Source organism: Erwinia psychrophila (genome assembly GCF_039023475.1).
In the GTDB taxonomy this organism is placed as follows: domain Bacteria; phylum Pseudomonadota; class Gammaproteobacteria; order Enterobacterales; family Enterobacteriaceae; genus Erwinia.
In genome coordinates, this window is the sequence record NZ_JBCHVB010000001.1 from 532,929 (window position 1) to 552,322 (window position 19,394).

General features: G+C 52.0%; 11 protein-coding genes. 8 read left to right on the forward strand and 3 right to left on the reverse strand.

What is annotated here, in order from left to right; translation table 11 throughout:
- Positions 1-10: 10 nt before the first annotated feature.
- Together araG and AAH446_RS02405 are read right to left on the reverse strand one after the other, a co-directional pair.
- Complete coding sequence (gene araG, locus AAH446_RS02400; protein WP_342905131.1) at positions 11-1,531, reverse strand: L-arabinose ABC transporter ATP-binding protein AraG; 1,521 nt, start codon at positions 1,529-1,531, stop codon at positions 11-13.
- A 75-nt stretch (positions 1,532-1,606) separates the two neighbouring features.
- Entirely contained in the window at positions 1,607-2,590 is a 984-nt protein-coding gene (locus AAH446_RS02405; protein WP_342905132.1) for an arabinose ABC transporter substrate-binding protein, read from the reverse strand.
- A gap of 360 nt (positions 2,591-2,950) precedes the next feature.
- Between AAH446_RS02405 and AAH446_RS02410 the strand changes: the two genes are divergently transcribed.
- The 5 genes from AAH446_RS02410 to arcA all read left to right on the forward strand — a co-directional run bounded on the left by AAH446_RS02410 (position 2,951) and on the right by arcA (position 9,927).
- Positions 2,951-4,633: a ribulokinase gene (locus tag AAH446_RS02410; protein WP_342905133.1), complete on the forward strand. Its 1,683-nt coding sequence runs from the start codon at positions 2,951-2,953 to the stop codon at positions 4,631-4,633.
- Between the two features lie 10 nt (positions 4,634-4,643).
- On the forward strand, positions 4,644-6,140 hold the full coding sequence (gene araA / locus AAH446_RS02415) for an L-arabinose isomerase (RefSeq protein ID WP_342905134.1): 1,497 nt from the start codon (positions 4,644-4,646) through the stop codon (positions 6,138-6,140).
- Between the two features lie 331 nt (positions 6,141-6,471).
- Complete coding sequence (locus AAH446_RS02420) at positions 6,472-6,645, forward strand: hypothetical protein (protein WP_342905135.1); 174 nt, start codon at positions 6,472-6,474, stop codon at positions 6,643-6,645.
- Positions 6,646-7,122: 477 nt separating this feature from the next.
- A complete protein-coding gene (locus AAH446_RS02425) occupies positions 7,123-8,637 on the forward strand; it encodes an amino acid permease (RefSeq protein WP_342905136.1) in 1,515 nt (504 codons plus the stop codon).
- 15 nt (positions 8,638-8,652) lie between these two features.
- Positions 8,653-9,927 carry an arginine deiminase gene (gene arcA, locus AAH446_RS02430; protein WP_342905137.1) on the forward strand — a complete coding sequence of 425 codons (1,275 nt, stop codon included), beginning with the start codon at positions 8,653-8,655 and terminating at the stop codon, positions 9,925-9,927.
- Positions 9,928-10,558: 631 nt separating this feature from the next.
- On the opposite strand, the gene AAH446_RS02435 is transcribed toward arcA, so the two are convergent.
- Positions 10,559-13,246, reverse strand: a complete 2,688-nt coding sequence (locus AAH446_RS02435; protein ID WP_342905138.1) for a cation-transporting P-type ATPase — start codon at positions 13,244-13,246, stop codon at positions 10,559-10,561.
- Positions 13,247-13,984: 738 nt separating this feature from the next.
- Between AAH446_RS02435 and AAH446_RS02440 the strand changes: the two genes are divergently transcribed.
- The 3 genes from AAH446_RS02440 to AAH446_RS02450 are packed head-to-tail and all read left to right on the forward strand — an operon-like array spanning position 13,985 to position 19,094.
- A complete protein-coding gene (locus AAH446_RS02440) occupies positions 13,985-15,070 on the forward strand; it encodes an efflux RND transporter periplasmic adaptor subunit (protein WP_342905139.1) in 1,086 nt (361 codons plus the stop codon).
- Positions 15,070-18,132, forward strand: a complete 3,063-nt coding sequence (locus AAH446_RS02445) for an efflux RND transporter permease subunit (protein WP_342905140.1) — start codon at positions 15,070-15,072, stop codon at positions 18,130-18,132. Before AAH446_RS02440 ends, AAH446_RS02445 begins: the two co-directional genes overlap by 1 nt.
- Positions 18,129-19,094, forward strand: coding sequence for an acyltransferase (locus AAH446_RS02450; protein WP_342905141.1), 966 nt, complete (start codon positions 18,129-18,131; stop codon positions 19,092-19,094). Before AAH446_RS02445 ends, AAH446_RS02450 begins: the two co-directional genes overlap by 4 nt.
- The last annotated feature ends 300 nt before the right edge of the window (positions 19,095-19,394 follow it).

Sequence of the window (19,394 nt, forward strand, 5' to 3'; positions counted from 1 at the left end):
CTCCTTCAGATCAGGCCACGGCTGCGGCTTGTTGAGTTGTTTTTGGCATGGCAAGCCCCAGCGTCAGGGCCTCGGTGGCGTCGTCATGGCTGAATTCACCGGCAATCGCGCCTTCGCGCATCACCACGATCCTGTCCGCCAGGCCCATCACTTCAGGCAGGTCGCTGGAGGCAAAAAGGACCGCAATGCCCCGCTCGGCCAGCGCGTAAATCAGGCTGTAAATTTCATTTTTGGCTCCGACATCGATGCCCCTGGTCGGCTCATCGAGCAGGATTACTTTCATCTCTTCCGACAGCCAGCGTCCCAGAATCGCCTTCTGCTGATTACCTCCCGAGAGGTTCATAATGGGCTGGTCAGCGGAGGGCGTTTTGATATTCAGCGAGCGGATGTGGGAGGCCGCGTTTTTGCTTTCCCACTGATGGTCAATCAGGCAGCCTGCGGTGAGGTTATTACGCCTGGCGCTGATATTGATGTTATCGCGAACGGAGTGGACGGGAATGATGCCGTCGGCCTTACGATCTTCCGGGCAGAGCAGCAGTCCCGCACGGATAGCATGTGCAGGCTCTCGGATATCAAGCAGCTCACCGTCGATGCGCAGCTCACCGCCGGTAATCCGCGTCGCACCGAACAGCCCCTTCATCAGCTCGCTGCGCCCTGCACCGACCAGGCCAAATAAGCCGACGATTTCTCCGGCGCGCACGCTGAGCGAAACAGGCGTACGAACGCCTTTAGCCTTAATGTTGTCGAGCTGGAGACGAACCTCGCCGTGAGGACGCGGTGAGTAACCGAAAATATCCCCTATTTCACGCCCTACCATCGCTTCAACCAGCTGGTCATGACTGGTGCCCGGCACGTCGTTAAAGGTGCGGATAAAACGACCATCTTTAAACACGGTGATAGCGTCGCTGAGCGCAAAGATCTCCTCCATGCGGTGCGATACATAGAGCACCACGCGTCCCTGCTCGCGCAGTTTGCGGATCACGCGGAACAGATGTTCAATTTCACGGGCGGATAGCGAACTGGTCGGCTCGTCAAAGGCGATGATTTTGGCGTTACGCGCCAGCGCCTTGGCGATCTCCACCATCTGCCACTGTCCGAGCGACAGATCTTTTAAAGGGGTGTCCGGATCGATATCCATACCCAGATTCTGTAACTGCAGGCCTGCCTCATGCCGCAGTAGCGAGCGGTTCACGAAGCCCGCCCGGTGTGGAAGCTGACCCAGATAGATGTTCTCCGCGACCGACATTTCCGGTACCAGATGCAGCTCCTGATAGATGATTGCCACGCCGGCATCCAGCGCATCAGTCGTATGCGTAAAGCGAACCGGCTCTCCCTTCAGGCGGATTTCGCCGCTGGAAGGCTGGTAGCTGCCGCTGAGGATTTTCAGCAGCGTGGATTTGCCGGCGCCGTTTTCACCCATCAATGCGTGAATCTGGCCCGCCTCGCAGTCGAAGCTGATTTCATGCAGCGCGCGGACGCCGGGAAAAGTTTTACCAATGCCATGAAAACTGAGATACGGGGATTGAGACATGAATAACTCCTGCAAACATTGCCGTACAGACTTGCAGGGCCGTTTAATACAGCCCTGCACCCGGTTTACCCGCTGTTACTTCAGGCCTTTTTTCGCCAGCTCCTCTTTGAAGTTGTCACGGGTTATCAGCACCACGTCCGTCACTTCAGTAAATTTCGGCGGTTCAACATCGCTAGTGACCCAGTCATGCAGCATCTTGATGCTCTTGTAGCCATGCACATCCGGGCTTGGCAGCAGCGAACCGTAGAAACCGGTCGCCTGATTTTTGGAGAGTTCGCTGACCGCATCCACACCGTTGATGCCAATGCCGATAACGTCGGCACCCTTGAAGCCCTGTCCTTCCGTCGCACGTACGCCGCCCAGCACGGTATTGTCATTCATACCGATAATCAGCCAGTGCTTCACTTCAGGATGCTGCACCAGCAGCGAGTTGCCTGCATCGAAAGCGCCAGGAATATCGTTTGATTTGGTCGGGACCTTATAGATCTGCGCTTCCGGGAACCCTGCCGCCTTCAGCGCGTCCATTGAACCGGTGGTGCGACGGCGTGCGGTATCAAGTTCATCGGCAGTAATCGCCATGACGCCGGTCTCTTTCGCATCCCAGCCGCGTTTCTGCATCTCTTTATAAAGTTCTTCCCCCTGACGTTCGCCAATTTTCGTGGCGGCCATCATCACCAGCGGTACGGTGTCCATCGGCTTGCCTTTCGCCGTCACGAACTGATCGTCCACCGCAATCACTTTCAGATCGTAGCTGCGGGCTTTCGCCATAATGGCGGAGCCCAGCTTGGGATCCGGAGTACAAATCACAAAACCCTTGGCGCCGTTTGCCGCCAGACTGTCGATCGCGTTCAGGGTTTTTTCACCGTCGGGAACGGCGATTTTGATCACTTCAAATCCCATTTCCTTTCCGGCTTTATCGGCAAACTTCCATTCGGTCTGGAACCAGGGTTCCTCTGGCTGCTTAACGAGAAAACCCAACTTCATCGTGTCGGCGATAGCCGAATGTGACATAAGAGCGGCGAGGCCAACGGCGGCCAGCGCGTGGGTAAATTTGTGCATGAGGCTCTCCGGCTCAGTACCCGCTTTTCGCGGTGTGGTGTAAACGGTAACAATCGGAATATTACCCGTACAGGGGCTAAAAACGGCTGGCGTTTGCGCTCAGATGCGATTAACGCCGCCGACAGAGGCTAGTTTTAACGGTAAGCTTCATCAGAAAGGGAGAGCGCTATCACACGCTGCAATTACAGCAGGTTATTACATATATTTAGCTAATTTAACCGGAAGCTAACATTTGAAGCCCATCACAAAAGCGATTGTGATGACAGAAAAGTGCATATCTACAGCGTCCTTAGCCTAACGCCGCGCGCCACAACTTCTTAGGGTATTCAGACCGAAACAGAAACCGTCTGGAGAGAGAAAATGCAGTTGGGTGCCATCACAATTGGACTGGATTTTGGCAGCGACTCGGTGCGCGCCCTGGCAGTAGACTGCGCCAGCGGCGAAGAGTTACATACGCATGTCGTGAACTATTCCCGCTGGCAGGAAGGGAAGTATTGCCAGAGCCGTATTAACCAGTTCCGCCATCATCCCCAGGATTATATTGACGCGTTCGAAGCGGCTATTCGTGACGTTGTCAGCAAACTCACCCCGGAACAGCGGCAGAACGTCGCGGGGATTGGCGTTGATTCGACCGGTTCGACGCCCGCGCCAATTGACCGTGAAGGCCGTGTGCTGGCGCTGCGCCCGGAGTTTGCTGAAAATCCCAACGCGATGTTTGTGTTGTGGAAGGATCATACTTCTATTAAAGAAGCGGAAGAGATTAATACCCTCTGTCACAGCGGCCGCTTTGAAGATTACTCACGCTATATTGGCGGCATTTACTCCTCCGAGTGGTTCTGGGCCAAAATCCTTCACGTCAGCCGCGAAGATGCCGCAGTGCGCGAGGCTGCCGTTTCATGGATTGAGCTGTGCGACTGGGTTCCGGCGCTGCTCAGCGGCACGACCCGCCCTGAAGCTATCCGCCGTGGACGCTGCGCCGCGGGCCATAAATCGCTGTGGCATCCAGACTGGAAGGGATTACCTGACAACGATTTCCTTAATGCGCTGGATCCCCTGCTGACAACCCAGCTCGACTGCCCGCTTTTTGAAGATACCTGGACCGCCGATCTGCCGGTCGGCACGCTTACAGCCGAATGGGCAGAGCGGCTCGGTCTGCATACCGGCGTGGCCATTTCCGGCGGCGCCTTCGACTGCCATATGGGCGCGGTGGGCGCTGGCGCTGGTCCATACACCCTGGTCAAAGTTATTGGCACATCTACCTGCGATATCCTGATCGCGGATGCGGAACGCGTTGGCAGCCGTGCCATTAAAGGCATTTGCGGCCAGGTTGATGGCAGCGTCGTCCCCAATGTTATCGGGCTTGAGGCAGGCCAGTCGGCGTTCGGCGATATGTACGCCTGGTTCAGCCGCCTGCTGAGCTGGCCGCTGGTGCAGGCCGCAGAGCAGCACCCTCACCTGCGCAGCGAGCTGACCGCCATTCAGAAGAATTTGCTGAACGATCTGACTCAGGCCTGGGCCGCCGATCCACAGCTGGATCATCTGCCTGTCGTGCTCGACTGGTTTAACGGACGCCGCACGCCTTTTGCCAATCAGCGCCTGAAAGGCGTCATCAGCGATCTCAATCTCGGTACCGATGCCCCCACGCTGTTTGGCGGGTTTATCGCCGCAACCGCTTTTGGCGCGCGCGCCATTATGGAGTGCTTCGAGCAGCAGGACATTCCAGTGGAAAGCATTCTGACGCTGGGCGGCATCGCGCGTAAATCTCCGGCAATCATGCAGGTGTGCTGTGACGTAATGAACCGCCCGCTGGATATCGTCGCCTCAGATGAGTGTTGTGCGCTGGGCGCGGCTATCTTCGCCGCCGTGGCGGCAGGCGTTTATCCCGATGTTCCCTCTGCGCAGAAGCAGATGGCCAGCCCAATCGAGACCACCCTTCAGCCCGATGCTGAGCGCGTTGCACGCTATCAGCAACTTTATCAACGTTACCTTCAGTGGTGTGAGGTGGCTGAACCGCAGTTCGCCGCGCACCCTTCAAATGTTTAAGGAGAAATAGATGGCTCAGCTTAATGTCTGGTTTGTGATTGGTACTCAGCACCTTTATGGCGCGGAGACCTTACGTCAGGTTGAACAAAATGCTCAGCAGGTCATGGATGGGCTCAACCGTGAGGGCAATCTGCCGTTTCAGCTGACGCTGAAGCCGCTGGTCAAAAGCCCTGATGAAGCGCTCGCCCTCTGCCGTCAGGCAAACCATGATGAGTCCTGTCTGGGGGTGATGACCTGGCTGCACACCTTTTCTCCGGCCAAAATGTGGATTGGCGGCCTCTCCATTCTGAACAAACCGCTGTTGCAGTTTCATACCCAGTTCAATGCGGAGATCCCGTGGGACAGCATGGATATGGACTTTATGAACCTGAACCAGACCGCGCACGGCGGCCGCGAGTTCGGTTTTATCGGCGCAAGAATGCGTCTGCCGCACAGCGTGATCACCGGTCACTGGCAGGATAAAACGGCGCAGACCCGTATCGGTAAGTGGATGCGGGCGGCGGCGGCGAAGCAGGCCAGCCAGACGCTGAAAGTAGCGCGTTTTGGCGACAACATGCGTGAAGTGGCGGTCACCGAAGGAGATAAAGTCGCGGCGCAGATCCAGTTTGGCTATGCGGTCAACGGCTGGGGCGTGGGCGATCTCGTTGAGGTGATCAACGGCGTCAGCGAAGGCGATATCAACGCGCTGATTGACGAATATGAGAGCCTTTATGATTTCACCGCCGCCGCTGCGGCTAACGGCGAGAAGCGTCAGAACGTGCTGGATGCTGCGCGCATTGAGCTGGGCATTAAGCGCTTTTTACAGGACGAAGGCTGCATGGCCTTCACCACCAACTTCCAGACGCTGCATGGCATGACGCAGCTACCGGGCCTGGCGGTTCAGCGCCTGATGCAGCAGGGATACGGTTTTGCGGGTGAAGGTGACTGGAAAACGGCAGCTCTGCTGCACATCTTCAAAGTGATGGCGACCGGCCTGCCGGGCGGCACCTCATTTATGGAAGATTACACTTACCATTTCTCGCCAGGCAACGAACTGGTGCTGGGCTCCCATATGCTGGAAGTCTGCCCATCGATTGCTAAGGAGACGCGTCCGCTGATTGACGTGCAGTATCTGGGCATTGGTGGCAAAGCCGATCCGGCCAGGATGATTTTCTCCACGCCAGCCGGACGTGCAGTGAACGCCAGCGTGATTGATATGGGCGACCGTTTCCGCTTACTGGTTAACGTGGTGGATGCTATTGAACAGCCGAAACCGCTGCCGAAGCTGCCGGTGGCCCGTGCGCTGTGGCGTGCCCAGCCATCACTGGCTACCGCCTCCGAGACCTGGATTCTGGGCGGTGGCGCGCACCATACGGTGTTCAGCCAGGCGTTAACGGTTGATGATATGCGTCAGTATGGCGAAATGCATGGTATTGAAGTTGTGGTCATCGATGAAGAAACAACGCTGCACGGCTTCAAAGACGCGCTGCGCTGGAACGAGGCGTATTACCGCTTAAATCAGCGCTAACGTTCAGAGCGCTGAAGCGAAAAAACAGCCTGCGGAATTATTTCCGCAGGTTTTTTTTGCTTTGCATTTTACGGTTGCTGTCGGGGAGTGTCCCTGAGGTTCCGCTAGTACAGGGTGATTTTATCTGATTTTCGCGACACGGCATCCAGGCGGGGATCGCCCTGGCAAGCCAGATTACCCGAAAAGCAGGTTTCACACGCCATGCGCAGCTCTACGCAACCGGCTATATATGCTTGTCCCGACACTGGGCGCAGTATGTGAAGGAAATAAGGCGCTTACTCCGGGCATGGTTGTGTCAGTTGTGACTCAGAAAGCGGGCAGGATGAATGGGATGGGCGACAAACAAACCTACGCTAACGCTACAGGCAATTTTACGTTCATGACCGCTGCCGATGTTAATGTTCAAAGGGCGGGTAATGCCAGTATGGAGGCCGCAGGTACGTTAACGCTTAAAGCCTTTACAGTGAAATTTGTTGCCCGTGCCATCAAAATGACCAAAGTCTAAAAACTCTTTATTACTGAATTATTGATTCGCCTAAACCCTCCCGGAGTAACATGCTCAAAAAACACAGGAATCATCATGTCAGAAAATTTAAGCGATACAATTAAGGACGCAGCAGAAAAAGCTAAATAGACAGCATTAATCCATTTTAGTGAGTCGTTTACCGCGTATGTAGTAACCTCTGCGTCATATTATTATTAATATAATTAGGACCAAATATAGTTGTTAAATCTCCAGCATAGAGAAGCGGCGCGTCAAACTCCTTATCGGCTTGTTATTTAATGAAAAAAAACATAATCACTTTTGTTTTTGCAATAATTAGCATAAACGCTAATACTCATTTGTGGCCTGCTGTTGCGACAAGATATTTTTCATGTGTGAAATTACGGAAAGGGGGTGTGGACTCTGTAGTCATTCTTTGGCCAATGCCAACCTTTTATCATATATAACTTTATTGACATGATCTCAATAAGGAAAACTATGACGAACTCACCAACAAATAAGCTATCTCTGGGATCGCTAACCGCTTTAGTTGTAGGGTCAATGATTGGCGCCGGAATATTCTCTTTGCCGGCTACTTTTGGACGAGCGACAGGTGGCTTCGGGGCTATCATCGCCTGGTGTATTGCTGGCGGTGGGATGTTAATGCTGGCATTTGTTTTTCAGACACTTGCGCAAAGAAAACCGGACCTGGACTCTGGGGTGTTTATTTATGCTAAAGCCGGGTTCGGTGATTATCTGGGGTTCGCTTCGGCCCTGGGGTTCTGGGCCGGGACCTGTATTGGTAACGTCTCTTATTTCGTGTTAATAAAATCTACTCTGGGCGCCTTTTTTCCTGTTTTTGGTGATGGAAATACCCTTCCCGCCGTCCTCTTCGCATCAGTTCTTTTGTGGGGCTTTCATACTCTTGTGTTACGCGGAGTGAAAAGTGCCGCTGCGATTAATTCAATCGCAACGGTCGCAAAAATTTTACCCATTTTGATTTTTGTTATCGTGCTGATATTTGCCTTCAAAAGCGATGTCTTCATGCTCAATTTCTGGGGAAGCCCTGAGACGGCCACTCAAACTTCCCCCAGCGATTTAGCACATTTAGACGAATATGGCTATGTGGGTCATGCAGCAACGGCTTTATCCGCCACCGAACCTGAATCTCTTTTCAGTCAGGTGCGCAGCACTATGCTGGTGACGGTATTCGTTTTCCTCGGAATCGAAGGTGCCAGCGTTTATTCACGTTATGCTAAAGAAAGACGGCATGTTGGTATTGCGACGGTACTTGGCTTCATTGGCGTTCTCTGCCTGCTGGTGCTAATCACCATGCTCTCTTATGGCGTCATGTTACGCCCGGATCTGGCAGCGTTGAGACAACCTTCAATGGCTGGCGTGCTGGAAGCCATCGTTGGACGGTGGGGGGCGATTTTCATCAGCATTGGGCTTATTGTCTCAGTATTAGGCGCTTATCTTTCCTGGTCGCTGCTGGCAGCGGAAGTCCTGTTTTCCGCGGCCCAAAGCAAAAGCATGCCCAGAGTCTTCGCAACCGAAAATAAAAATGCAGTGCCTTCTGCAGCAGTCTGGCTGACTAACGCCACCATCCAGGTATTTCTGATCCTCACACTGTTTAGTGAATATGCTTTCCAGCTTGCGCTGGAATTGACCAGTTCTCTGACACTCATTCCCTATCTGCTGGTGGGTGCATATGCATTAAAGCTGGCAGTGACCGGAGAAACCTACGACACCAATAAGCGGGGGCATTCTAAAGATTTGGTGTTTGCGATTATCGCCACGCTCTATGCCGTACTCATGCTTTATGCCGGTGGTATCAAATATCTGCTGCTTTCCGCGATCATCTACTGTCCGGGTTCGTTGCTCTACATTATGGCCAAACGTGAACAACACGAAAAACTCTTTACAGCCGCCGAATGGGTGCTTTTTATCATCGTTATAGTCGCCGCCATCGTAGCGCTCTACAGCATTGCGACAGGTGCTATCAAAATCTGAACGAGGTAAGCCATTATGTCTACTGACCTGAATACTCATACTAAGTTTGGTGTGCACTCCGAAGTTGGGAAGCTCCATAAAGTCATGGTTTGTGCGCCAGGCAAGGCGCACAACCGGCTGACGCCAAGCAATTGCGACGAATTATTGTTTGATGACGTACTTTGGGTAGAGCGTGCCAAACGTGACCATTTTGACTTTATGACCAAAATGCGAGAACACGGGGTTAACGTGGTGGAAATGCATAATCTGCTGGCGGAGGTTTTAACGCAGCCCGAGGCCAGAAAATGGATTTTAGATCAGCAGATCGTACCGAACGAAGTGTCGCTGGGGATCCTGACTGAAACCCGACATTTTTTAGATGGACTCGCGCCGCGTGCACTGGCTGAAGTTTTAATTGGTGGTCTCTCAACCACTGAGCTGGCAAACGAGGGGTATGCAGACCATGAAGAACTTAAACTCATTCGCGAAGCCGTAGATATTACGGAATATCTCCTGCCCCCATTACCTAACACGTTATATACCCGAGATACCACCTGCTGGATTTACGGTGGGGTGACGTTGAATCCGCTATATTGGCCCGCCCGGCATGAAGAAACTCTCCTGACAACGGCAATTTATAAATTCCATCCAGATTTCGGTGATGCCAATGTCAAGGTATGGTGGGGCGACCCTACTGTACACCATGGCACCGCAACGCTGGAAGGTGGGGATGTTATGCCCATAGGCAATAAAACAGTGCTGATAGGTATGAGTGAGCGCACATCACATCAGGCTATCACGCAGCTGGCGTCCGTGCTTTTCGCCGATAAGCATTCCGGTGTTGAGCGAGTCATGATAGCTGCGATGCCAAAATTACGTTCTGCCATGCATCTGGATACGGTCTTTACCTTTTGCGATCGCGATGTTGTCACCCTTTATCCCGCGATTGTCGACCAGATAAAGACGTTCTCGTTGCGTCCGGATGACGGTCCGACAGGTATGAAACTCAGCCGTGACAAAGGCACCTTTACAGAGGCCATTGCTGGAGCATTAAATCTTAAGAAACTTCGGGTCGTTGAAACAGAGGGTAATGATTACGACACTGAACGCCAGCAGTGGGATAGCGGTAATAATATGGTCGCATTGTCTCCTGGCGTGGTTATGGCTTACGATCGAAATACTAAAACGAATACGCAATTACGTAAGGAAGGTATTGAGGTAATTGAAATAGTGGGTAGCGAATTGGGCCGTGGGCGCGGAGGCGGTCACTGTATGACCTGCCCGATTATTCGTGATGCAGTAGACTATTAACATCCTCAAATTTTGATGATTTTTAATCCCGGAGGCAAAGCTTCTCCGGGATTAAATTGTAGATGTCTGGAAATGATAGACCGGCTGAAGATATGGCCTGAATAGGTTTTATAACACTTTACAGTCGTTTAACTGAACGCAGTGTACTTATCTGTCCAGAACCTAAAAGCCTTCAGATGCAATGAACTGGTAAAAGTAACGACATTGTCTGAGAATTAACCTCCACTCACTCAATTCATCCCCCTACCCGTAGTCTGATAGCGTATTCAATTATGGGGTATTGCCTTCGCCAGAATGGCCCTCGCCGGCAACCGTTATCCAGTGGTTAACGATTAACGGCCGCAAACAGACGGGAAAAAAACGCCAGAGGGAGCTTTTCATAATGAAGGCCACAGACGAAGTGACCGCAGAAATTGTTTTCAGGACGACAGCCTGGCGGATAGCGATTTTCAGTCAGACGCTGACTCTGAGGAAGATTTAAATGATAATGCTGCCAACTTGAGACCGTTAAAAACGGCGCAAAGAGAGTAATAAAAAGAATTTTTAAAGCGGAAGTGATAACGCGACAGGCTTATTACTTCGCACATTCAGGCTGTGATAAATTCAGTCTGAATGTGTTTTGTTCTGGTAATCAGGCCATTCTGAACTTGCGGGTTAAAGGTTTCTCGATTTCCACTATTAAAAACATCGCGAAGCCGATGATAAACGTGATAACCCAGTAACGGAAAGGCAGCGCTTCCGTGCCAAAAAGTAGCTGCATAAAGGGCGCGTAGATGATCAGAAGCTGTAGCCCAAGCAGAACGGCGCTCACGATCCAGATACCTCTGTTCAGAAGCAGGCCTTTGCTCAAAGAAAAACCGTCAGAGACGCGGCAATTAAGCATATAGAACCATTGTGCCGTCACCAGCATCTGTAATAGCACCGTACGAATAAACTCAGCCGAGTAGCCGCGCGGTTGTAACCAGGCTTCCAGCACAAAGGCGCTGATGGCGATCATGGAGCCGACAAAAATGACTCGCCAGATGGCGAAACCATCCATCACATGCAGCCCGGGATCGCGTGGCGGTCGTTTCATAATATTTTTCTCGCCGCCTTCGAAGGCGAGTCCAAAGGAGAGCGTGGCGGAAGTAGCCATATTCATCCAGAGAATCAACACGGGGGTGAGCGGAATTAAATTACCCGCCAGTAACGCAATTATGATGAGTAACCCCTGTGCAAGGTTAGTGGGCATGATAAACAGAATGGTTTTCTTAAGATTATCGTAAACCCTGCGCCCTTCCCTGACCGCACCGGCAATGGTCGCAAAGTTATCATCGGTCAGGATCATATCCGCCGCTTCTTTAGTGACTTCAGTTCCTTTGATGCCCATCGCAATGCCGACATCAGCTCGCTTCAGTGCAGGCGCATCGTTCACGCCATCTCCGGTCATGCCTACCACCTCTTTATTACGCTGTAACGCCTGCACAAGACGAAATTTATCTTCGGGGCTGGTACGGGCGAATATATCGTAAGATTGTGCTGCCTCACTCAACTGCTGCTCATCCATAAGCTCCAGTTCGCGGCCAGTGATGGCGGTGCTGGCATTATTGATACCCAGCATCTGACCAATACTCATCGCGGTTTGCGGATGGTCGCCAGTGATCATTTTGACGCGAATCCCCGCCTGCAAACAGTCGCGAATGGCGGAGATAGCTTCGGGTCGCGGCGGATCCATCATGCCGGCAATGCCTGACAGGATCACACCCTGCTGCAGATCCTGATGCGATAATTCAGTCTGTCCCGGCTGTGCCGGTTTCCATGCGGCAGCGACCATACGCAGTCCCTCCCGCGCATACTCTTCAATCCTGGCTTCCCACCAGGCAAGATCGAGTGGCTGCAATCCGTTCTCCGTTTGCTGCAGCTGACAAAGTCTGAACAGCACATCGGGGGCGCCAGTGATGAGAATGCGTTCTTCGTCACCGATGCGGTAGAGCGTGGACATATATTTGTACTGAGAGTCAAAAGGAATTTTACTGCGCAGTTCCGTTGCCACTGGCGGTAATTTTCCTTTGGCAGCGAGCACCTTAAGCGCCCCTTCTGTAGGCCCGCCGGTGATTTTCCAGAGACCGCTCTCATCTTTGACAAGCTGGCTGTCATTACACAAATCGATGGTGCGTAAATAGCCCTCAAGCAATGAGCCGGCGGTTATCGTCACTGGCGAAGGATCGTCAATTTTATGCATAGCGCCAACCGGCTCATAGCTGTCGCCATCAACCCGATAGAGATGGTCGGCAGTAATAACCACTTTGACCGTCATTTCATTCATCGTCAGGGTGCCCGTTTTATCCGAGCAGATCACGGTCATCGCGCCCAGCGTTTCGACCGTCGGCAGTTTACGGATTATCGCCTGCTGCCTGGCCATGGTTTGCACACCCAGCGAAAGAATGATGGAAATAATAGCCGGCAGCCCTTCGGGCACTGAAGCAACGGCCAGGCTGATGAGTGACAGCATCAGTTCAGAGACAGGCATATCGCGGAACAATAAACTAAAGACAAACAATGCAGCCATCATTGCCAGGATAATCAGAAAAATGGCTTTACCCAGCTTGTCCATTTGCACCAGCAGCGGCGTGCGGTGCTTTTCAATATCAGACATCATCTGATTAATATGGCCGAGCTCCGTTTCACCCCCTGTTGCCACGACGACTCCCTTGCCGCCGCCTGAGCTGACGGTAGTGCCGGAAAAGAGCATATTCGTACGATCGCCCAGCGCCAACTCGCCGGTCAGCGCTGCCGTGATTTTTTCGACTACCGTTGATTCTCCGGTCAGGATTGCCTCTTCGACCCGAAGATTATGGGCTTCAATGACGCGCAGGTCCGCGGGAATGCGATCTCCGGCGCGGATGACCACCACGTCGCCCGGCACCAGCGCCGTGGTGGGGAGTGTTTCATGCGTGCCCGAGCGAATGACAACCGTTTCACTGGAGAGCATATTACGAATACTTTGCAGGGATTTTTCCGCATTGCTCTCCTGAATGTGGCCAATTAGCGCGTTAACCACTGCCACGCCCAGGATCACAAGCGTATCGACCCAATGCCCCATGACTGCCGTGAGCAGTGCCGCTGCGAGCAGTACGTAAATTAAAACATCGTTAAAATGAGCCAGAAAACGCAGCCAGCCAGGCTTTCCGGGTTTTTGCGGCAGCGCATTTTCCCCGAATTGTTGTAATCGCGCTGCTGCCTCTGAACTGTTTATACCTTCGGGCGTGCTTGTTGTACTCGCAAGTGTTTCATCAACAGAAAGGTGATAGTAGGCACTTTCCGGCTTAACAGTATTCATCGTTTTCTCCTAAAATCCTGCAACGGAAATCAATACGGTAATATTCTGTTATTAACAAATTCACTTCAAATGCAAAGACTAATGCCGACACCTTAGTAAAAGTAAGGACCACTGATAACTGGAAAAATAATTTATGGTCGCTCAACATAATTGAATGCTGAGATAATATTTATGACACAAAAATGACCCTGAAAAAATGATGTTATAAACGTAGCACAGGGTGATTCAACATATTCACCTGCCGATGAAAAAATATCAAACAGGCCTCAGAACAGGTCGTTTAACGGAAAAATGACTAAAATGTTAAAGAAAGGAATCAAAAATAACTTGTTATCCCCTAAGAGTTTTTTGATCGGCACGGTGGCTTTTACCGGTTACACTGGTGATTAATGCTGTTATTTAACTAATGCCTGGCGATAAAAACTTTTGGCTTTATTTAAGATATTACTTTTAGCAAACTTTACAATTTTTGATTTCTAAGTCTATGCTCATACGTGACAACTTTTCCATGAGCTGTTTAGTGCATAAAACAGTGATGCATTTTTCTCGTTTCAATGATCAATGGGGACAACGATGCCGGATTATAGCCTGCTCCGTCTGAGCCTTTACGTTGTGCTGGTGATTTTCACATGTTCTGCTGTTGGACTATTCACTTACGCCGTTGTTTCTATGCTGGGCGAATAAATCAGCCACATATAATAACGACAGTAATGACATGGCTTTGCTGAGGGAAAAACAGTGACTCGTTATTATTCTCTGTTTGCCATTGTTATATTTATAGCAACGGGTTGCGATGAAAAAAAAGCAGAAATCTCTCCTTCCCCACGGATGGTTAAAGTCGTGGACGTCGTGGCTTCAGGTGAATTTCAGCAACGCATTTTTCCCGCGAGAATTGAGTCGGGTGACGCTACTGAACTCTCATTTAAACGTGGTGGCCAGCTTGATTCACTGGAAATTCGGCAGGGGACACGTATTGCGCAGGGTCAGGTGATAGCCAGACTGATTGCCCGTGAAGCCCAGCAGCGCGTCAACGAGCGACAAACTGCTGCTACCCTTGCACAGCGGCAATTTGAACGCTTCCAGACCTTGTCGGGCCGTCAGGCCATCTCCCGTGCTGAGATGGACGTCCAGCGTGCAAATCGGGATGCGACCAATGCCTCGCTACAAATTGCCCGCGAAGAATTGAGTCAGATGACATTGACGGCACCTTTCAGCGGCACTGCGGCGGCGATCAATGTCCGTAACCATCAGGTTGTCTCCGCTGGACAACCCATCGCAATGTTGACCCGTACCGATCTGCTTGATGTGGTGTTTAGCGTGCCCGAAAATCTTTTCACCGCACTGGATATGCGCAACATGACCTACCGTCCGGTGGTGCGCATCAACGCCCTGCCCGGCCGACAATTCCGCGCCGACTATAAAGAGCACACCGGCAGCAGCGACAGCCAAACCTTAACCTGGCAGATCATTCTCACGATGGCGCGCCCCGCCGATTTTCCTGCGGTTGGCGGCGTAAGTGGAACAGTAACGATTGATATGTCTAACCTGCCCGCCAGCCTGAGTCGTCATTCACTGTTAGTGCCAACCGAAGCTGTTTTTAACCCTGATAGCAGCCAGCGTAACGATCCTCATGTCTGGGTGGTAAAGGGCAGTGGCGATCGGTTGCAACTTGAAGATCGTCAGGTCACTGTGGGTGACGTCACCGATAAGGGCGTAGTGATTACCAGCGGGCTGCAGGCGGGCGAACGGGTGGTTGCCGCAGGGGTAAATGAACTGCATGCCCAGCAGCCGGTTCGCATCTGGACACGCGAGCGGGGAATGTAATGGATATCTCACGCCAGTTTATCAACAATCCCATTCGTGTCTGGCTGGCCATTCTTTTACTGGGCATCGGCGGCATCTTTGCTCTGCTCAATATTGGCCGGCTGGAAGATCCTGCTTTTACCATCAAAACTGCCGTTATCATCACACACTATCCCGGCGCCTCAGCCCAGCAGGTTGAAGAAGAAGTCACGCTGCCGCTGGAGAATGCGCTTCAGCAATTACCCTATCTGGATAATGTCAGTTCGATCTCTTCCAACGGCCTGTCGCAAATCACCGTGAATATAGAGTCGCGCTACCACTCCAGCCAGTTGCCGCAAATCTGGGATGAACTCCGGCGCAGAGTAGATGACGCCACCCGCTTCTTTCCGCCTGGCGTTACCGTCCCGTTCGTAAACGATGATTTTGGCGATGTTTTTGGGTTCTTCTTCACCATTTCCGGGAATAGTTTCAGTAATCAGGAGCTGGCCCAGTACGCAGAACAGCTGCGCCGTGAACTGGTACTCGTGCCTGGCGTAGGGAAAGTGGCGATTGGCGGCACGATCCCCCCTCAAATTAACGTGGATGTTTCAACGACAGAGATGAGCGCGCGCGGCATTACCCTGAATCAACTTTCCAGCGTATTAAACCGTCTTAATGTGGTTTCTAACGCTGGTGAAATCAAATCTGGTACGGAATCGATCCGCCTGCATCCAACCGGTGAGTTTGAAAGCCTTGAGGAATTAGGCGATCTGCTGGTCAGCCCAACCGGCGGTGCTGGTACCACAAGATTAAGCGATATCGCCACCCTTTCGCGTGGGTTCAGTGAATCCCCCTCAAATATCTATCATGCTAACGGACGCCCGGCGCTGAGTATGGGCGTTTCGTTCATTGCGGGCGTAAACGTCATGAAGGCAGGGCAGGCGCTGGAAGCCAGGCTCCAGCAGATGTCTGTGGAAAAACCGGCCGGCATTGAGATTAACATGTTTTACGATCAGGCAGCGGAGGTGGCCCACTCCGTAAATGGCTTTATCACCAACTTCCTGATAGCCCTGGCGATTGTCGTGGGCGTGCTGCTGATATTTATGGGCATCCGCAGTGGCATTATCATCGCTGTATCACTGGCGCTTAATGTGCTGGGCACGCTGTTGATTATGTACCTCTGGGGAATTGAGCTACAGCGTATTTCGTTGGGAGCGCTGATTATTGCGCTCAGTATGCTGGTGGATAACGCGATTGTGGTTGTTGAAGGGGTGCTGATTGCACGTCAGCAAGGTTCGCCCATGGCAACAGCGCTGAATCTTGTCATTCGTCGTTCGGCGTTTCCGCTTCTGGGCGCCACAGTTATTGCTATTCTCGCTTTTGCGCCTATCGGTTTATCGCAGGACGCCACGGGCGAGTATTGTAAGTCGCTGTTTCAGGTTCTGCTCATCTCGCTGATGTTAAGCTGGTTTTCTGCCCTGACCATCACGCCGGTGTTGATCAAATGGGGCCTGTTCAGGCGAGAAGATTCTGCTGAGGCGGCGGTGAAACCCTCACCCTATGAGGGCGGTTTTTACCGACTCTACCAGCGTACGCTGAACGCTTTATTAGCGCAGAAAACCTTAACACTCTCGATGATGGCGATCCTGCTGGCGCTGGCGATCTGGGGGTTCGGTGCAGTACGACAAAACTTCTTCCCTTCAGCCAATACTCCTATCTTTTTTGTCGATCTCTGGTTGCCTTATGGGACTGACATTCACTCAACCGAGAAAATAGCCGGTGATATTGAGAAAACGATTACCGGCCAGCGGGGCGTTGTCGCTACGGTGACGACCATCGGTCAGGGCAGCATGCGATTTATCCTGACCTATAATGGACAGCGTCAGTACAGCAACTACGCACAAATCATGGTACGCATGGACGATCAGCGCAATATTGCCGCGCTCGCCCGCCAGCTTGATCTTTCGATAGCACGCCACTTCCCGCAGGTGAACGCCAGCACCAAACGCGTTATGTTCGGCCCTTCAGGCGGCAGCGCGATTGAAGTCCGCATTCAAGGCCCCGATCCCGATCGGATGCGCCTGATTGCCAGCAAGGTGGAGCGCATCCTGGCCAGCGACCCCGATACCGATAGCGTGCGTCAGGACTGGCAAAACCGCAGTAAAGTCATCCGCCCGCAATATAATCCCGCTCTCGGACGTGAGCTGGGCGTGGATAAACAGGAAATTGATAACGCGCTCGCAATGAATTTTACCGGCAGCCGTGTGGGACTCTATCGTGAAGGGGCAGATCTGCTGCCTGTCATCGTACGCCCACCAGACAGCGAACGTAAGGATGCCAACCATTTGCAAAATATCCTGGTCTGGAGCCAGAATCTGCAACAGTATATTCCGCTCAGTAACGTCGTCGGCGGATTTAACCTGGAGTGGGAAGATCCGCTGATCCTGCGACGCGATCGAATTCGGATGCTTACCGTCCAGACCGATCCCAATCCGCTCAGTAACGCGACTTCCGGCGATATCCTGGAGCGCGTCAGACCTCAAATTGAGAAGATCCCGCTGCCCCATGGTTACAGTATTGAATGGGGCGGCGATGCCGAAAATTCCAGTGAAGCGCAGCAAGGCTTATTTACTACCTTGCCGCTGGGTTATCTGGTCATGTTCGTCATCACCGTGCTGATGTTCAGCTCGCTGAAAAATGCCATTGCCATCTGGTTGACCGTTCCTCTTGCGTTAATTGGCGTGACGCCGGGATTTTTACTCACCGGCATTTCATTTGGCTTTATGGCACTGATTGGGTTGCTGAGCCTGAGCGGGATGTTGATCCGCAACGGCATTGTTCTGGTGGAAGAGATTGAACTACAGAAACAGTCCAGGCCGCAGCATGAGGCCATTCTATACGCCGCTACCTCACGCTTACGTCCTATTCTGCTGACGGCCTTTACCACCGTATTGGGCCTGGCGCCGCTGCTGCGCGATGTGTTTTTCCAGAGTATGGCCGTGGTGATTATGTTTGGTCTGGGCTTTGCGACGATACTTACGCTGTTGGTGCTTCCGGTATTTTATGCCTGTTTTCATCGCACGCCGGGAACGCCCTCGCCATGAATCTTACCGGACTCAACCTGATTAAAACGCTGGGTTGTATGTCAGCGGTAACTTTTTTCACTTTGTATAACACCTGGGACCGCTACGATTACGACTACCACTGGATCCTGCCGTTTCTTACCTTTATTTCTACCATCGCCACCCCCCTGTTTTTTGTTGTGGCCGGCATAACGGATTCCCGTGCCAATAGGGAGGTGGGCTGGACACTGACTAAAATAAAAAATCTGGCGATCGTTTTTCTCTTCTGGATGACGGTCTATTATGTGTGGGAGCCCTACCAGCGCGGCTATATGATCCAGCCGTGGTTTGTCTTCGCCTTTATATTGATTTACAGCTTTAACCCTTTGTTTGTCCTGCTGAGCCAGCGCCTGCTGATTTTCTGCGGTCTGGTATTTATCCTGCTGCTCGCTTCCTATGGTTATGAACTGCTTTCGGTGCTCTATCCACAGAGATATCTCTTCAGTCTGGAGCCGGAATATCGCATCTGGACCTGGCTATTGTTTTATCTGACCGGCCAGCTATTAGCTAATCCACTCATTGCTGACTGGTTCTGGCGCAAAAAAGTGGCACGCGCTGCGGCCATCGCCCTTCCCTTTATCTATCTGTTTACCTGGTTTTATGAGCAACACTTTTTCTTCGCCGTCTTTAAAGCCGATCGTAATGCTTTTAATCTTACCGGCTCACAAATCTACATACTGGTTGTAGCCCTGGTAGTGGCAGCCAGCTGCGTGCGCTTTCGCCGCAATGCGGCAGTAAAAGAGGCGCTGTTAGCGGCCATCAGTAAAACTATGACGGGGGTGTATATCCTCCATTACTCCGTTTTCCACCTGCTGACCTTAGTTATCCCGGTTACTTCACTCGGCACCAAACTGATGCTGATTGTCATTACCTTTGCCCTATCGGTCCTCATTTCCCGGCTGATGCTTCTGAACGGCCTGCTTAAAACAGTTATAACGCTTTGAGGAGTGACTGGAGATGCGTCTGACTGCTAATGGCAACGCAGAGGCCAATGCTTTCTTGAAATAATCAGATAAAGAGCGTGCTGCCGTCGCAGCAGGGTCTGTAACCTGGCCCCTCTGAGCCATTCCAGGCGGGCGGGTAAGAAAATTACTGGCAGGATTATATTCACAGCCACAGGGGAACTTCGCATGGTTTATCTTTAGTAAACCAACAGGTGTCAAAGGAACAGGCGCGGCAGGTTGCATGATATGGAAGCCTGCCAGCATCATAATGCAATCAGTAATATGGTTGTTTAACAGGGG